The 14,744-nt window shown below is 73.3% G+C and carries 14 protein-coding genes; 5 read left to right on the forward strand and 9 right to left on the reverse strand.

Features of this window, described 5'->3' with window-relative positions:
* Positions 1-248: 248 nt before the first annotated feature.
* Both G7072_RS13535 and G7072_RS13540 read right to left on the reverse strand, forming a co-directional pair.
* Positions 249-779, reverse strand: a complete 531-nt coding sequence (locus tag G7072_RS13535; protein ID WP_166087201.1) for a flavin reductase family protein — start codon at positions 777-779, stop codon at positions 249-251.
* On the reverse strand, positions 776-1,918 hold the full coding sequence (locus G7072_RS13540) for an LLM class flavin-dependent oxidoreductase (protein ID WP_166087203.1): 1,143 nt from the start codon (positions 1,916-1,918) through the stop codon (positions 776-778). Before G7072_RS13540 ends, G7072_RS13535 begins: the two co-directional genes overlap by 4 nt.
* 149 nt (positions 1,919-2,067) lie before the next feature.
* Between G7072_RS13540 and G7072_RS13545 the strand changes: the two genes are divergently transcribed.
* Together G7072_RS13545 and G7072_RS13550 are read left to right on the forward strand one after the other, a co-directional pair.
* Positions 2,068-3,042 carry a LysR family transcriptional regulator gene (locus G7072_RS13545; RefSeq protein ID WP_277343370.1) on the forward strand — a complete coding sequence of 325 codons (975 nt, stop codon included), beginning with the start codon at positions 2,068-2,070 and terminating at the stop codon, positions 3,040-3,042.
* 89 nt (positions 3,043-3,131) lie between these two features.
* Entirely contained in the window at positions 3,132-4,511 is a 1,380-nt protein-coding gene (locus G7072_RS13550; RefSeq protein WP_166087207.1) for an MFS transporter, read from the forward strand.
* Between the two features lie 81 nt (positions 4,512-4,592).
* On the opposite strand, the gene G7072_RS13555 is transcribed toward G7072_RS13550, so the two are convergent.
* Positions 4,593-6,497: a bifunctional metallophosphatase/5'-nucleotidase gene (locus tag G7072_RS13555; RefSeq protein WP_166087209.1), complete on the reverse strand. Its 1,905-nt coding sequence runs from the start codon at positions 6,495-6,497 to the stop codon at positions 4,593-4,595.
* 138 nt (positions 6,498-6,635) lie between these two features.
* Here G7072_RS13555 and G7072_RS13560 point away from each other — a divergent pair, with 138 nt between their 5' ends.
* The 3 genes from G7072_RS13560 (at position 6,636) to G7072_RS13570 (ending at position 8,871) form a co-directional block, all read left to right on the forward strand.
* The gene (locus tag G7072_RS13560) at positions 6,636-7,157 is read left to right on the forward strand and encodes an ACT domain-containing protein (RefSeq protein WP_166087211.1); all 522 of its coding nucleotides are present in this window, start codon (positions 6,636-6,638) and stop codon (positions 7,155-7,157) included.
* Positions 7,158-7,319: 162 nt separating this feature from the next.
* Positions 7,320-7,952 (forward strand): DoxX family membrane protein, encoded by a 633-nt coding sequence (locus G7072_RS13565; protein WP_166087214.1) that lies wholly within the window; start codon positions 7,320-7,322, stop codon positions 7,950-7,952.
* Positions 7,953-7,971: 19 nt separating this feature from the next.
* Positions 7,972-8,871 (forward strand): universal stress protein, encoded by a 900-nt coding sequence (locus G7072_RS13570; protein WP_166087216.1) that lies wholly within the window; start codon positions 7,972-7,974, stop codon positions 8,869-8,871.
* A gap of 12 nt (positions 8,872-8,883) precedes the next feature.
* On the opposite strand, the gene G7072_RS13575 is transcribed toward G7072_RS13570, so the two are convergent.
* The 6 genes from G7072_RS13575 to G7072_RS13600 form a co-directional block, all read right to left on the reverse strand.
* A complete protein-coding gene (locus G7072_RS13575) occupies positions 8,884-10,626 on the reverse strand; it encodes a GAF domain-containing protein (protein WP_166087218.1) in 1,743 nt (580 codons plus the stop codon).
* Positions 10,616-11,293, reverse strand: coding sequence for a response regulator transcription factor (locus tag G7072_RS13580; protein ID WP_166087220.1), 678 nt, complete (start codon positions 11,291-11,293; stop codon positions 10,616-10,618). Before G7072_RS13580 ends, G7072_RS13575 begins: the two co-directional genes overlap by 11 nt.
* 112 nt (positions 11,294-11,405) lie before the next feature.
* On the reverse strand, positions 11,406-11,828 hold the full coding sequence (locus G7072_RS13585; RefSeq protein WP_166087222.1) for a pyridoxamine 5'-phosphate oxidase family protein: 423 nt from the start codon (positions 11,826-11,828) through the stop codon (positions 11,406-11,408).
* A 214-nt stretch (positions 11,829-12,042) separates the two neighbouring features.
* Entirely contained in the window at positions 12,043-12,399 is a 357-nt protein-coding gene (locus G7072_RS13590; protein WP_206063114.1) for a TraR/DksA C4-type zinc finger protein, read from the reverse strand.
* Positions 12,392-13,336: an NAD-dependent epimerase/dehydratase family protein gene (locus tag G7072_RS13595; protein WP_166087224.1), complete on the reverse strand. Its 945-nt coding sequence runs from the start codon at positions 13,334-13,336 to the stop codon at positions 12,392-12,394. Before G7072_RS13595 ends, G7072_RS13590 begins: the two co-directional genes overlap by 8 nt.
* A 38-nt stretch (positions 13,337-13,374) precedes the next feature.
* Positions 13,375-14,739, reverse strand: a complete 1,365-nt coding sequence (locus tag G7072_RS13600; protein ID WP_166087226.1) for an MFS transporter — start codon at positions 14,737-14,739, stop codon at positions 13,375-13,377.
* Positions 14,740-14,744: the final 5 nt, after the last annotated feature.

A 14,744-nucleotide genomic window follows, 5' to 3' on the forward strand; every position in this document is an offset into this window, starting at 1 on the left:
CCGCGCGCCAGAGACGGGCAGGCGGTCACACTGGAGGTGCGTCGGCCGGCTCGTTCCCCCGTCGAGCCGGTCGGCGCCACGCACGTGGGTCCTGCCCGCGGCCTTTCGTCAGGCCCGGCAGGACCCCCTCACGATGGCGGCGCCTCCCAAGCTGGCGCCGCCATCGGCCTGTCCGGGGCCGTCCTGGGGTCGGGTCCCGGGTCAGGTACGAGGTCGGCGAGGGTGCACCGACGGGGTCGCACCGAGGCTCAGCCCGCGCGGCGCAGGGGGGTGTCGAGACGTTCGAACCCGCTGCGGTGGAACACCAGCGGTGAGGCGCTGTCGCCGTCCTCGACGCCGTGGAGCCGCAGCAGCACCATCGTGTGGTCGCCGGCCTCGATCTCGCGCTCCACGCTGCAGTGGAACGACGCCACGGCGTCGGGCAGCGTCACGGCCCCCCGCTCGCTCACCCGCGCCTCGAGACCGGCGAACCGCTCCGCGGCCGGGCCGGCGAGCTGGCGGCAGACCCGGTCCTGGTGGCTGGCCAGCACCGACAGGCCGAGGTGGTCGGCCCGACGCAGCACGGGCCACGTGGAGGAGGAGTTCGCCACCGAGAACGCCACGAGCGCCGGCGTCAGGCTGATCGAGGTGAACGAGCTGGCGGCGATGCCGACCTCGGCACCGTCCACCACGGCCGCGACGGCGACCACGCCGCTGGGGAACGCGGCGAAGGCGTCCCGCAGCTCGTGCGGGTCCAGCTCGGGTGCGCCCTCGCCGTCGGGCGTGAGCGTCGCGGTCATGAGGCGGCCGCACCGAACGGGACGGAGGCGGCGTACGTGCTGGGGGCCGGGTGCTTCCACAGCCCGCGCTTCTCCAGCACCGGGAGCACACCCTCGCCGAACCAGTAGGCACCCTCGAGGTGGGGGTAGCCGGAGAGCACGAACTCGTCGATGCCGAGCGCGTGGTACTCCTCGATGCGGTCGGCGACCTCGTCGAAGCTGCCGACCAGCGCGGTGCCGGCGCCGCCGCGGACCAGGCCGACCCCGGCCCAGACGTTGGGGTAGATCTCGAGGTCGTCCTTGCTGCCGCGGTTGAGGTCGAGCATGCGTCGCTGGCCCTCGGACTCGCTCTTGCGCAGCCCTGCCTGGACCTTCGCGATCGTCTCGTCGTCGATGCCCTCGAGCAGGCGACCGGCCTCGTGCCACGCCTCCTCGGAGGTGTCGCGGGTGATGGTGTGCATGCGGATGCCGAAGCGGACCTCGCGCCCCTCCTTCTCGGCCAGCTCCCGGATCCAGGCGATCTTCGCCGCGACCGCCTCCGGCGGCTCGCCCCACGTGAGGTAGACGTCGCTGTGCTTCGCCGCGACCGTGCCGGCCGCCGGTGACGACCCGCCGAAGTAGATCTCGGGCGTCGGGCTCGGCAGCTGCTGGAGCTGCGCGCCCTCGACGTGCACGTGCTCGCCCTCGAAGGTGACCTTCTCCCCCGTCCACAGCTCGCGCACGACGGTGAGGAACTCGTCGCAGCGGGCGTAGCGCCCGTCCTTGTCGAGGAAGTCGCCGTAGCCACGCTGCTCGTGGCTCTCGCCGCCGGTGACGACGTTGAGCAGCAGCCGGCCCCCGGTCATGTTCTGGAAGGTGGCGGCCATCTGGGCCGCGAGGGTGGGCGAGGTGAGGCCCGGCCGGAAGGCGACCAGGAACTTCAGGCGCTCGGAGACCGGCGCCAGCATCGCGGTCGCCAGCCACGCGTCCTCGCACCACGCGCCGGTGGGCGTGAGGGCGGCCTCGAAGCCGAGCTGCTCGGCGCTGCGCGCGACCTGGCCGAGGTACGGCACCGAGGCCGGACGCCCGCCGGAGCCGGCGTCGACACCGTGCCCGCCGCTCACGACGTGACGGCCGTCGCCGCCGTTGGTGGGCAGGAACCAGTGGAAGGTGAGGGACATGCGCGTCTCCTTTCGGAGGAAGTATGTGTACTGGGTTAGTCTACTTAGCCACGGTCCCCCGGAGGCCCGGGTTCAACCCCGGGATCGCCGACCCGGACCTCGGCAGGTCCGATCACGGCTGCCCCACCCCCCGACTGGAAGGCCGTCCCGTGAGGATCGAGCAGCTGGAGTACATCGCCGCGGTGACCGAGCACGGATCGCTGCGGCGCGCCGGTGAGCGGCTGCACGTCTCGCAGCCCGCGCTGAGCGAGGCCGTGGCCAAGCTGGAGCGCGAGCTGGGCGTCACCCTGCTCGACCGGCGCCGCTCGGGCGCACGCATCAGCCGACGCGGCGCCGACCTGCTGCAGCCGATGATCGACGTGCTCGACGCCGTGGAGCGCCTCAAGGCCGCCGCCCGCACTGAGTCGCCGGCCTCGCGCCTCGTGCGTCTCGGCACCGTCAGCACCGCGACGTCCACCCTGCTGGTGCCGGCCGTGCTCGCCTGCCGCGAGGCCCATCCCGAGGTCACGGTCGAGCTGGTCAACGCCCAGCAGGCGCGGATCTCCGAAGGAATCGCCGAGGGACGCCTGGACCTGGGCCTCGTGAACCTCTTCGAGGGCGACGACGCGCCGCACGACACCACGGCCACCGAGCTGCTGCGGGGCACACCCGTGGCCGTGCTGCCGCGCGACCACCCGCTGTGCAGCCGCGACGCCGTCTCGGTCGACGACCTGCGCTCGGCCGACCTGGTGGGCATGCGCCCGGGCTACCTGATGCACCGCTTCACCCAGCGCCTCTTCGGCGGCGAGCCGCCCCGGGTCTCGGCGGTCACCGACGGCGCGGAGATGGGCAAGCTCATGGTGGCCGAGGGACTGGGCGTGACCCTGCTCCCTGACTTCAGCGTGGTGCAGGACCCGCTGTTCCGCGCCGGGCTCATCACCGCCCGTCCGCTCGCCGGCGCTGCCACCCGCGTCTCCCTGGTGGCGCTGCGGCGGGTCGGGGACTCCTCGGCCGCCACGCAGCGTCTCCTCGAGGCCCTGCTGGCCGGCGCCAGCACCTACCGGTCGCCGGTCGCCACCACCGCCGGCGTCCGCTCGGTCTCGTCCGCCTCGCCGGTCGCGCCCGTCGCCGCCACCGGCAGCTGACACGCAGAAGATCTGTCGCAGATGTGACTCCTGACCGGATTGTCTAGTAACTTAGTTGACTTAGTTGCTTCCGGTCTGAAGGACTGCCCATGCCTGTCACCCCACCCCCCGCGCGTGTGACCCCGCCGGCCGACGACCCCGCCGGAGGGCGGGTCGACGCCCCGAGCGCGACCAAGGTCTCGATGGCCTCGGCCGTCGGCGCCACGATCGAGTGGTACGACTTCTTCCTCTACGGCACGGCCGCGGGCCTGGTCTTCGACAAGCTCTTCTTCAACGGCCTCGAGGGCCCCGCCGCCCAGTTCGCCGCGTTCGGCACCTTCGCCGTCGGCTTCTTCGCCCGGCCGATCGGCGGCCTGATCTTCGGCCACTTCGGCGACCGGGTCGGCCGCAAGAAGATGCTGATCCTCACGCTGCTGATCATGGGCGTCGGCACGGCGGCCATCGGGCTGCTGCCGACGTACGACCAGATCGGGGTGTGGGCGCCGGTCCTGCTCGTGACCCTGCGGGTGCTGCAGGGCATCGGCGTGGGCGGTGAGTACGGCGGCGCGGTCCTGCTCGCCGTGGAGTACGCGCCGGCGCGACGACGCGGCTTCTTCGGCAGCTTCGCGCACGTCGGGGTGCCGGCCGGGCTGCTGCTGGCCAGCGGCGCCTTCTCGATCGCCAGCCTGCTGCCCGACGAGGCCTTCCTGGCCTGGGGCTGGCGCGCCTGCTTCCTGGTGAGCGTCGCGCTGCTCGCCGTGGGCGCCTACATCCGCCTGAGCGTCATGGAGACGCCGGCCTTCGCGAAGGTGCAGGAGCGCAAGGAGGTCTCCACCCTCCCGGTGCGTGACCTGCTGCGGACCCAGCCGGGCCGCGTGGTGCTGGCGATGGGCACCCGCTACATCGAGGGCTTCACCTTCAACCTGTTCTCGGTCTACCTGCTGGCCTACGCCGTCACCAACCTCGAGCTGCCGAAGTCGCTGGCGCTCAACGGCATCATGGTCGGCGCCTTCCTCGGCATGGTGCTGGTGGTGGTCACCGGCGGGCTGTCGGACCGGTTCGGCCGCAAGCGCGTCTACCGGTACGGCGCCTGGGCCGCCCTTCTCTTCGCCTTCCCGGCGGCCGCCCTCATCCAGAGCAAGGGCTCGGCGGCGGTCTTCGCGGTCTTCGCCGTCGGTCTCGCGCTGTACGGCGTGGTCTACGGGCCCCTCGCGGCGTTCTGGTCCGAGCTGTTCGACACCTCCTCCCGCTACACGGCGCTGAGCACCGTCTACCAGGTCTCCGGCATCCTCGCGTCGGGACTGACCCCGCTGATCGCCGCCTGGCTGGTGACGAAGGGAGACGGGACCCTGTGGTGGGTGGCCGGCTACAACGTCCTGGTCGCGGCCATCAGCCTGGTCTCGATGCACCTGCTGCCCGAGACCCGCGGCCGCGACCTCGACGTCACCGCCGCCGAGGAGGCCACCGACCGCGAGCTGGTCAGCGCCTGAGCGGGCCCCGCGCGCACGACACGGCCCCCGCCCTCCGTGAGGAGGACGGGGGCCGTGTCGTCGTGCAGGTCGTGCTCGGGGTCAGGGCTGCTGGCTGATCCGGTCCGTCGCGGTGGGCGCGACCGGGTCGTTGGCCACCAGGTACTCCCGCAGCGCGTCGATGTCGAGACCCTCGGTGATGCGGTTCGTCGCCTGCTTGAAGGTGGCGAAGTTGTCGCCGCCGTCAGCCAGGAAGTTGCTCGCCGCCACCCGGTAGGTGTCACCGTCGACGAGCGGCACCAGAGCGGTGCTCGGGTCACCGTCGGCGTCGACCAGGACGTCACCCACGATGGCGTTGGTGTCGGGCAGCCCCGCGTCGGACAGGTCCCACGTGTACTTCAGGCCCGAGACCTGCAGGATCTTGCGGGACGTCGCCGCCTCGTTGGAGCCGTTCCACTGCTCGTTGAGCAGCTGCTCGATCTGCGCCCCGGTCAGGTCGAACGACGTCATGACGTTGTTGAAGGGCTGCATCTCGAACGCCGCGCCGTACGTCACGTCGCCCGCGGAGTTCTCGATGAGGTCGGCGCGGATGCCACCGGGGTTCATGAAGGACACCACCGGCGCAGGCGTCCCCTCGGGGGCGATCGTGGTGAACACCCTCTGGGCGTCGGCGATCAGGTTCCCCGCCGGGGAGTCGCCGCCGTTGGTGTCGGCCGTGCGCGTGATCGTCGAGCCGGGCTCGATGTGGCCGAGCACCTCGTCGGCGATCGGCTTGACCAGCTCCTTGTACGTCGCGATCAGGTCGAGCACCGACTGCTGGGGAGTCACGTCGGGGCCGTTCTCGGCGATCAGGTTCTCTGCGAAGGCGGCCGGTCGGACGATGTCTCCGTTGCGGGGGTCGATGAGGAAGTGCAGCTTGCTGACCATGCGACCGAACGAGGCGGCGCTGGTGAGCAGCCGGTTGTTGCCCTTCGGGTCCTTGACCACGCAGTTGTAGGGCTGGTGGGTGTGACCCGAGACGACTGCGTCGACGGCGGGCTTGAGCTGCTGGGCGATCTCGAGAGCGGGACCGGCCGCACCCGTGCAGTCGTTGTACGCCGTGGCGTCGGTGGGGGTCACGCCCTCGTGCAGCAGCACCACGATCGACTCGGCGCCGCGGGCCCGCAGCTGCGGCACGAGCGCGTTGGCGGTCTCGACCTCGTCGCGGAACGAGATCCCCTGAATGCCGGCCTGGCTGACGATGGAGGCGGTGCCCTCGAGGGTCATGCCGATGAAGGCGACCTTCTGGCCCTCGACCTTCATGATCTTGGTCGCCGGCAGGACCGTGTCGCCCGCACGGCGACCCGCGTCGTACGTCACGTTCGCGCCGAGGTACTGGAACGCCGCGCCGGGGAAGCCCTGGTCGCCGGGGCAGGAGTTCTGCCCGTCCACGCCGTCCGGGCCGTCGTCGAGGCAGCCGCCGCGCTGCATGCGCAGCAGCTCGCGGTAGCCCTCGTCGAACTCGTGGTTGCCCACCGAGGCGACCTGCAGGCCCACCCGGTTCATCGCCTTCACGGCCGGCTCGTCGTGGAACGCGGCCGAGACGAGCGGCGAGGCGCCGATCAGGTCACCCGCGGCCACGGTGATCGGCGTGGCCCCCGCGGCGCGGGACTTCGCCCGCTCCTCGCGCAGCAGCGCCCCGAGGTACGCCGCTCCGCCGGCGGGGGTCTGGTTGATCCGACCGCTCGAGCTCTTGACGGGGTCGATGGTCTCGAGGTTGCCGTGGAAGTCGTTGAGGGCCAGCAGGTCGAGCTTGACGTAGTCGCGCGCACGGGCCCGGTCGCGGGACTGGCCGCGCGCCTGGCTCGCACCGTCCGACGTGGTCATCGCGTCGTAGACACGCTCGGCATCGGCCCGGTCGGGGTCGGCGGCCGAGACGTTGCTCGCCACCAGGGTGGTGGCGGCGAGGCTGAGGGACGCCGCGAGCACGGCCGGGACGGCCAGGGCGCGACGAGGCATTCGGGGCATGGAGGCTCCTTGTGAGGTAGGTCGCGGCGACCTTATGTCGCCTTCAGGGCTTTGGGCACCCCCTGCAGGGGGAGCGCGCCCCGAACGTTGCGTGAACGAGACCGGCGCCGCTGCTCGCCCGGCCACTACCCTGCGTGCATGGCGACCCTCGTGCTCACCGTCCTCGGCGACGACCGTCCCGGCCTGGTGTCGGCGGTCTCCGCCGCGCTCGACTCCCACGGCGCGAGCTGGGAGCGCAGCCGGATGGCACGCCTGGCCGGCAAGTTCGCCGGGGTGGTCGAGGTGGGCGCGCCGGACGGCACCGTCGGCGACCTCGTCACCGACCTCGAGGCGCTGTCCTCGACCGGGCTGACCGTGGTGGTCGAGCGCACCGACGCCCCGGAGGCGGCCGAGCCGACCCGGCTGACCCTCGACCTGGTCGGGTCCGACCGACCGGGGATCGTCGCCAGCATCTCCTCGCTGCTGGCCGAGCGCGGCGTCAGCGTCGAGGAGCTGGAGACCGAGGTGCGCGACGCCCCCATGGCCGGAGGGACGCTCTTCGAGGCCCACGCCGTCCTCGTCGTCCCCGCCGACCTCTCCTCCGAGGACCTGCGCGCCGCTCTCGAGGCGTTGGCCGACGAGCTCCTCGTCGACGTGGAGCTCGCCGACGTGCCCGTCTGAACGACCCGGCCGGAGCGCGGCCGGTGTGACCCCGATGGCCGGAGGTCATCGGGTGGCGATGACCTCCGGCACCCCGGGTGACGACCGGCAGCCCTGACGGGCGCCCCCTGCGGGGACCGATGCTCGAGATGTCAACGAGCACCGCTCACCGAGGAGACCGCCATGAGCCACACCACCGACCGGGGAAGCACCCGCAGCACGGGACCGGCGCGACGCGCCGTCGCCCACGCCGTCCACAGGGTCGGCCACGTGCCCGGCCCCCGCCAGGGACACGACCACGAGGGCGTCGGGGACGAGGGCACCGCGACGTCGAGCGGCGTACGCCTGCTGGCAGCGGGGCTGCGGCTCGCGCTGGGGTGGACCTTCCTGTGGGCCTTCCTGGACAAGACCTTCGGGCTCGGTCACGAGACCGCTGCGGCCGACGCCTGGACCGAGGGCGGCAGCCCCACCGAGGGCTTCCTGTCCTTCGCCACCGCCGGCCCGTTCGCCGACACCTACCAGGGCATCGCCGGCGCCGCCTGGGCCGACTGGCTCTTCATGATCGGCCTGCTCGGCATCGGGGTCGCGCTGGTGCTCGGCGTGGCCATGCGCATCGCCGTCGCCAGCGGCGCGCTGATGCTCGTGCTGATGTGGACCGCCGTGCTCCCCCCGGCCAACAACCCGTTCATGGACGACCACCTGATCTACGCCGGGCTCCTGGTCCTGCTGGCCGCGCTCGGCGCCGGTCGCACCCTCGGCCTGGGGACCTGGTGGGAGAGCCTCCCGATCGTCCGCAGCAACAGCTGGCTGCGCTGAGCCGGCGGGGGTGAGCACGATGAACGAGCCCGTACCCAGCGGAGCGGTGGTCGTCGGCATCGACGGCTCCGACCACAGCCACCGGGCCCTCGACGCCGCCTGCGAGGTGGCGGCCCGGGAGCACCGCTCCCTCCACGTGCTGCACTGCTACGAGCCCTACCCGGCGGCCATGGGTCCGGTGCTCCCCTCCCGGGACGTCACCTCGACGCTGCGCGGCATCGCGGAGGGCGTCGTCCAGGAGGCCCGGGAGCGGGTCGCCGGGCGTCACCCCGCCCTGACGGTGTCGACCAGCCTCAGCACCCACGACGCACGGGAGAAGCTCGCGGCGGTGTCGCACCAGGCGTCGCTGCTCGTGGTCGGCTCCCGCGGGCGCGGGGGGATGCGCAGCCTGCTGCTGGGGTCGACCAGCCTCTGGGTCGCCCACCACAGTGCGTGCCCGGTCCTGGTGGTCCGCCCCGAGCCGAACCGGGCACCCGGCACGGCCGACGAGCCGGTGCGCGGCGTGGTCGTGGGAGCGGACGACAACGTCCGGTCCCGGGCGGCCGTCGAGCTGGCCTTCGCGCAGGCGTCGCTGCGGCAGCTGCCCCTGCGCGTGGTGCACTGCGTGCCGCCGCTGCCCTACCGCGACGACCCCGACGTGCCCCTCGACGAGGACCTCGACGACCTCCAGCTGCACCGGCTGGAGCTGTCTGAGGCGGTCGCCGGTCTGCGGGAGAAGTACCCCGACGTGGCCGTCGAGCTCACCCTCGCCCGCGGCCCCGCTGCCGGCCACCTCGTCGAGGAGTCGCGGCACCACCGTCTGCTGGTGGTCGGGGCCCACCACCGCAGCGTGTGGGACCTCTTCCTCGGCTCCGTGAGCCGAGCGGTCGTCGAGCACGCCGCGTGTCCCGTGATCGTGGCGTCGAGCGGCCGTCGCTGATCCGCACGCGGCTCAGAGGAGCGGGACCCACCAGGACACGGTGGTCCCGCTCCGAGCCGCGTCCGCCGGCTCGCCGCTCCCGGCCGGGTCGACGGACCGGGAGCCGCTGAGGCTCATCGCCCCGCCCCGCACCCGGGCGCGATCCTCGAGGTTCGCCAGCCCACTGCGTCGGCGTACGCCGTCCCCGGCGTCGCCCTCGTCCAGCCCGACGCCGTCGTCGAGCACCGTCACCGAGAGCCGACCGTCGTGGGCCGTCACCGTCAGCGTCACGACCGAGGCGTGGGCGTGCCGGGCGACGTTGGACAGCGACTCGCGGACCACCGCCTGCACGTCGCGGGTGAGCTCGGCGTCGCTGACGGCGTCGACCGGTCCCTCGAAGCGCACGTGGGGTGCGAAGCCGAGGGCCGGGCGCACCTCCGCGACCGCGGCCAGCACGCCGGTGCGCAGGCCCGCCGGGTCGCGCGGCTGGGCCCGCAGCTGGAAGATCGAGGTGCGGATCTGGCCGACCGCGTCGTCGACGAGGTCCACGACCCGGTCCAGCAGCTCCGCCTGCGGGCCGTCGCCCAGGGACGCGGTCACGCCCTGCACCGTCATGCCGGCCGCGAACAGCTGCTGGATGACGTGGTCGTGCAGGTCGCGCGCGATCCGGGCCCGCTCCTCCAGCAGCTGGATCCGCTCCTGGTCGCGCTGCCGGGTGGCCACCTCCAGCGCGAGCGAGACGTGACCGGCGAAGGTCAGCGCGGTGGCGACGTCGCCGGTGGCGAACCCCCGCTCGCCGGGAGCCCGGCTGACGACGAGCACGTCGCGGCGCTCCCGGGAGCCCACCAGGGGCACGACGACCAGGGCTCGGTCCCGGTCGCGGTCCCGGGTGGGGAGCTGGGGCAGCGAGGACAGACCGCCCTCGGCGACGGCCTCCAGCTCGCCGTCCTCGTCGCGCCGGATCGCCGCGCCGCTGGACAGGGCCCAGGCGGCCAGCGCCGCCTCGTCGGCCACCGCCATCGCCGGGCAGCCGTCGCCCACCTCGGTGACCGGCACGAGCTCGCGAGGAACGGCACCGTCGCCCGCGGGGTCCCGCACCGACCCGCCCGGGTCGGGCAGCGACCACACCACGACCCGGTCCGCGGCGGCGAGCCGCAGCACCGTGCGGGCGATGAGCGAGGCCGCGTCCTCGACCTGCCCGCTGAGCAGCTCGCGCGTCAGCTCGCTGGTCTCCTCCAGCCAGGTCTGGCGCCGGCGCGCCTCCTCGAAGAGCCGGGCGTTCTCGATGGCGATGCCGGCGGTCGCGGCCAGCGCGGTGACCAGCTCGACGTCGTCGTCGCTGAAGTCGCGGGGCTGCAGCCCGCAGAGGTAGAGGTTGCCGAAGACGGTCCCGCGCACCAGGACCGGCACCCCGAGGAAGCTGGCCATGGGCGGGTGGTGGTCGGGGAAGCCGGCCGACCGGACGTCGTCGCCGATGCGTCGCAGCCGGATCGGGCGGGGGTCCTCGATGAGGGCCCCGAGCAGTCCCTGGCCCGTCGGCAGGTGCCCGATCGCCGCGACCGAGGCCTCGTCGATGCCGGCGTGGACGAACTCGTCGAGCCCGTGCCGGTTGGCGGCGATCACCCCGAGGGCACCGAACTCCACGTCGACCAGGTCGCGCGCCGCCTCGACGATGCGGCGCAGCACCGCCGCCAGGGAGAGCTCCCCCACGATGCTGCTCGTGGCGCGCAGCAGCCCGCGGAGCCGGGCCTCGACCTCGTCCGGGTCAGCGGCCACGGGATCCGTCCGCACCCAGCAGCTTGGTGGCCAGCACGGCGGCCTGGGTGCGGCGCTCGAGCCCGAGCTTGCCCAGCAGCTGCGAGACGTAGTTCTTCACCGTCTTCTCCGACAGGAACATCTGCTCGCTGATCTGCCGGTTGGTCAGCCCCTCGGCGACGTGGCCCAGCAGCGTCATCTCCTGGTCGGTCAGCCCCTCGAGCTCGGGCGCGACCGCCGGGCCGTTGCGCACCCGGTCGAGCACCCGGGTCACCAGCGACGGGTCGATCAGCGAGTGGCCCTCGTGGACGCGCTCGACGGCCTGCAGCAGGTCGCCGCGCTTGACGTCCTTCAGCACGTAGCCCATGGCGCCGGCCATGATGGCGCTGAACAGCGCCTCGTCGTCGTCGTACGACGTGAGGATGAGCGCCTTCAGCGTCGGGTCGACCGAGCGGATGGCCCGGCAGACCTCGATGCCCGACCCGTCGGGCAGGCGTACGTCGAGCACCGCCACGTCGGGGTGCACGGCCGGGATGCGGCTGATCGCCTCCTCCGCGGAGTCCGACTCGCCCACCACCGTGATCCGCCCGCTGGCCTCCAGCATGGTGCGGATCCCCTGCCGCACCACCTCGTGGTCGTCGAGGAGGTAGACCCGGATCCTGTCCTGTCCGTTCTCTGCGCCGCTCATGGCGCCCATTGGAGCAACGATCGCCGCAGAGCGGAAGGCCCCCCGGTGCCAGGTGGCCACCAGGTGGCCACCAGGTGGGGCGCCGGCCGGGCCCGGGTCCGCGCCTGCGGGCTCAGTGACCGAGCACCCGGCGCCCGGTGATGCTGGTGGCGCGGATGCGCACGAGCACCGAGCGGACCCCCTCGGGCCACGGCTCCGGCTCGGGGCCGGGCACGTGCCCGAGCACCACCTCGACCGGACCGCGCACCAGCACGCTCCACCCCGACTCGGTGTAGTCGTCGGTCTCGTCGACCTCGAACGCGACCTGCGACCCGCTGCCCTGCTGGGCGATGCGGGCGTAGGGCGAGGTGCGGAAACGGATCCCGTCGCCGTCGGCGACGTAGTTGACCGGGAAGACCGTCGGGCCCTCGTCGCCCCAGAAGGCGACGCGGCCGATCTTCTTCAGCGCCAGCAGATCGCGGCACTCCTCCGCACCGAGCTCGTGGAACGAGCCCCGCAACCACGGGGGTGGGCTCGCCGGGTCCGTGACCACCATGACCGCCTCCTGCTGAGTCGTGCGGACGCGGGTCCGCGTCCTGCTCTCAGGACCAGTCAACTCCGCGTGGTGCCGGGCGCGGAGAGGAGGAAGTCACCGCCGCAATGGTCCTTCGTCGTCGCGTCGTCGCGTCGTCGCGTCGTCGCGTCGTCGCGTCGTCGCGTCGTCGCGTCGTCGCGTCGTCCGAGGGGACGTCGTGGCGGCGGCGTCGTGCTCAGGCGTGCTGCAGGCAGCGGGCGGCCCACGGCCGGGCCTCCAGCCGCGCGGCCGGGATCGGGGTCCCGCACACCTCGCAGACGCCGTAGCTGCCGTCGGCCACCCGCTCCCGCGCGCGACGTACGTCGTCGAGCATCGTCAGCAGCTCCTCCTGGGCCGAGACCGCCGTCAGGCGGTCGACCGCCATGTTGGTGCCCTCCCCGACCCTCTTGCCGAAGGAGATGTTGCCCATCTCGGCGGGGGCGGCCGTGAGCGTGGCGAGCTGGTCGACGAGCCGGGTCTCGCGCTCGGCCAGCAGCAGGTCCGCCTCGGCGTGCGTGGGGGCGGGCTGCGGGGGACCTGTGGGGTCAGCCACGGTCCTCCGCCTCCGCACGCAGACCCGCGGCGAGCTCGGCCAGGGCGGCGTCGAGGTCCAGCTGCGGCGTCCAGCCCCAGCGGCGGGCCCGCTCGGAGACGAGGTCACCGGTCCACGACTCGCCCTCCTCCCACACGGGCTCGAGGCCGAGGGCCCCGGTCACCGCACCGAGGTAGTCGCGCTGGGTGCCGGTGCCGGCGGCCACGTTGACCGGGGTGCAGGCGCCCTCGACCGGTCCGCGCTCGGGGTCGTCGGCGCAGGCGACGCGCCCCGTGGCGACGTCGGCGGCCAGCCGCGCGAGGTCGTCGACGTGGACCCAGGCGAAGGACTTCTCGGGCACGGCGGTCCGCTCGGACGCGTCGTCGCGGATCTGGGCGGGACGGACGCTGTTCCAGATCGAGGTCTCGCCGACGCCGAGGATGGCCGGCGGGCGCAGCAGCACGCGGGTGATGCCGTCCACCTCGGCCAGGGCCGCGTCGGTGTCGCGCTTGGTGACGGCGTACACGTCGCTGTCGTCGGCGACCAGGGCGGAGTGCTCGTCGACGTCACCGGCCGAGGGCGAGCGGTCGTAGACGGCCGCGGTGGAGACGTGGACCAGCCAGGTGACGCCGTTGTCGCGCGCGGCGCGGGCGATGACGGGGGTGCCCTCGACCGCCACGGTGCGCTGCGACTCGTCGTCGCCGCCGAGCGGGTGCACGGTGGTCACGACGGCGGTCGCACCGGCGGTGACCCGGGCCGCGAGCTCCGGGTCGGCGAAGTCGCCGACGTGCTCCTCGAGGTCGGGCAGGGACGGCGAGGTGCCGGCTCGGCGGACGACGGCGCGGACGGTGGCGCCGCGGTCGTCGAGCGCGGCACAGACCCGGGAGCCGACCAGGCCGTTGCCGCCGGTGACGACCACGACGGGGGTGGGGGACGCGGGGGCGGTGGAGTCGCTCATGGGTCCACCCTCCCCCTCCTGGGGTGGCGGCACACCGGTCAGCGGGTGCCGGCCTGTCCGGTCCGCCGGGACGGGCGGGTCGCCCGGCGCCGCAGCTCGCCCCACAGCTCGGGGTCGTCGTCGAGGTAGCGGGCGCGCGCCTTGTGGCGGTAGCGCCAGATCTGGAGCAGCCCGAGCCCCCAGAGCAGGTACTGGAACGACATCGCCCAGCGGAACGCCTCCGGGGTGTACGCCGTCGAGTCGCCCGGGGTGCGCCAGTCCAGGATCAAGCCGATCGCGGCGACCAGCACCAGGCTGGCGTAGAAGCCGCCCTGGTTGATGATGCCGGTGGCCGAGGCCAGCCGTTCGGAGGGGTTGGAGGTGCGTCCGAGGTCGAAGCCGATCATCGAGGCCGGCCCGCCGACGCCGGTGACCACGACCAGCAGCACGAGCAGCGGCAACGGGGCGTCGCCCGGCCAGACGAGCACCACGGTCCACACCGCGACGATGGCCGCGACGATGCCCAGCACGAGCGTGGAGCGCTGCCAGGGCTGCACGGTGATGCGCCAGCCGAGCACGGGGCCGGCGGAGATGACCGCGACCACCATGATCGTCAGCAGCACGCCGGCGGTGGCCTCGCTCAGACCCTCCCCGCGCACGAGGAACGGGTAGCCCCACAGCAGACCGAGGGTGGTCGCGCTGAACTGGGTGGAGAAGTGCATCCAGAAGCCGAGCCGGGTGCCCGGGTGCTCCCACGAGGCCCCGAGGCTGGCCCGGATGGCGCGCACCGACATCGCCTCACCGCGCCGCGACCGCTCCCCCGGCTGGTCGTGGACGACCAGCAGCAGCCCGAGGGTCACGAACACCCCGACGGACGCGGCGAGCAGGTAGGCCCCGGTCCACCCCAGGCGCCCCAGCGCCCACGTCATCGGCACCGCCGCCACGATGGCGCCCCCCTGGCCGATGACGCCGGTCAGCTGGGTGATGAGCGGGATGCGGCGCGGGGCGAACCAGGAGTTCACCAGGCGGAGCACGCAGATGAACGTCATGGCGTCGCCCAGGCCGACGAAGAACCGCGCCAGCAGCGCCACCGGGTAGCTCTCGGCCAGCGCGAAGCCGACCTGCGCCAGCGTCAGCACCGCGGCGCCGGTGAGCAGCACCGACCGCGGGCCGAAGCGGTCGACGAGCAGCCCGACCGGGATCTGCATCGCGGCGTAGACGAGCAGCTGGAGCACCGCGAAGGTCGCGAGCTGCGAGGCGTTGATGTCGAAGCGCTCGGTCGCCATCAGCCCGGCGACGGCCAGGGACGAGCGGTGGAAGACGGCCAGGAAGTACGTCGCCAGCGCCACCAGCCAGATCACGACCGCCTGCCGGAGCCGTCGGTCGGCCTCGCCCCAGGAGGCGGGGTCGACGGGGGTGCTCATCCCCC

Source organism: Nocardioides sp. HDW12B, from assembly GCF_011299595.1.
Classification (GTDB): Bacteria; Actinomycetota; Actinomycetes; order Propionibacteriales; family Nocardioidaceae; genus Marmoricola_A.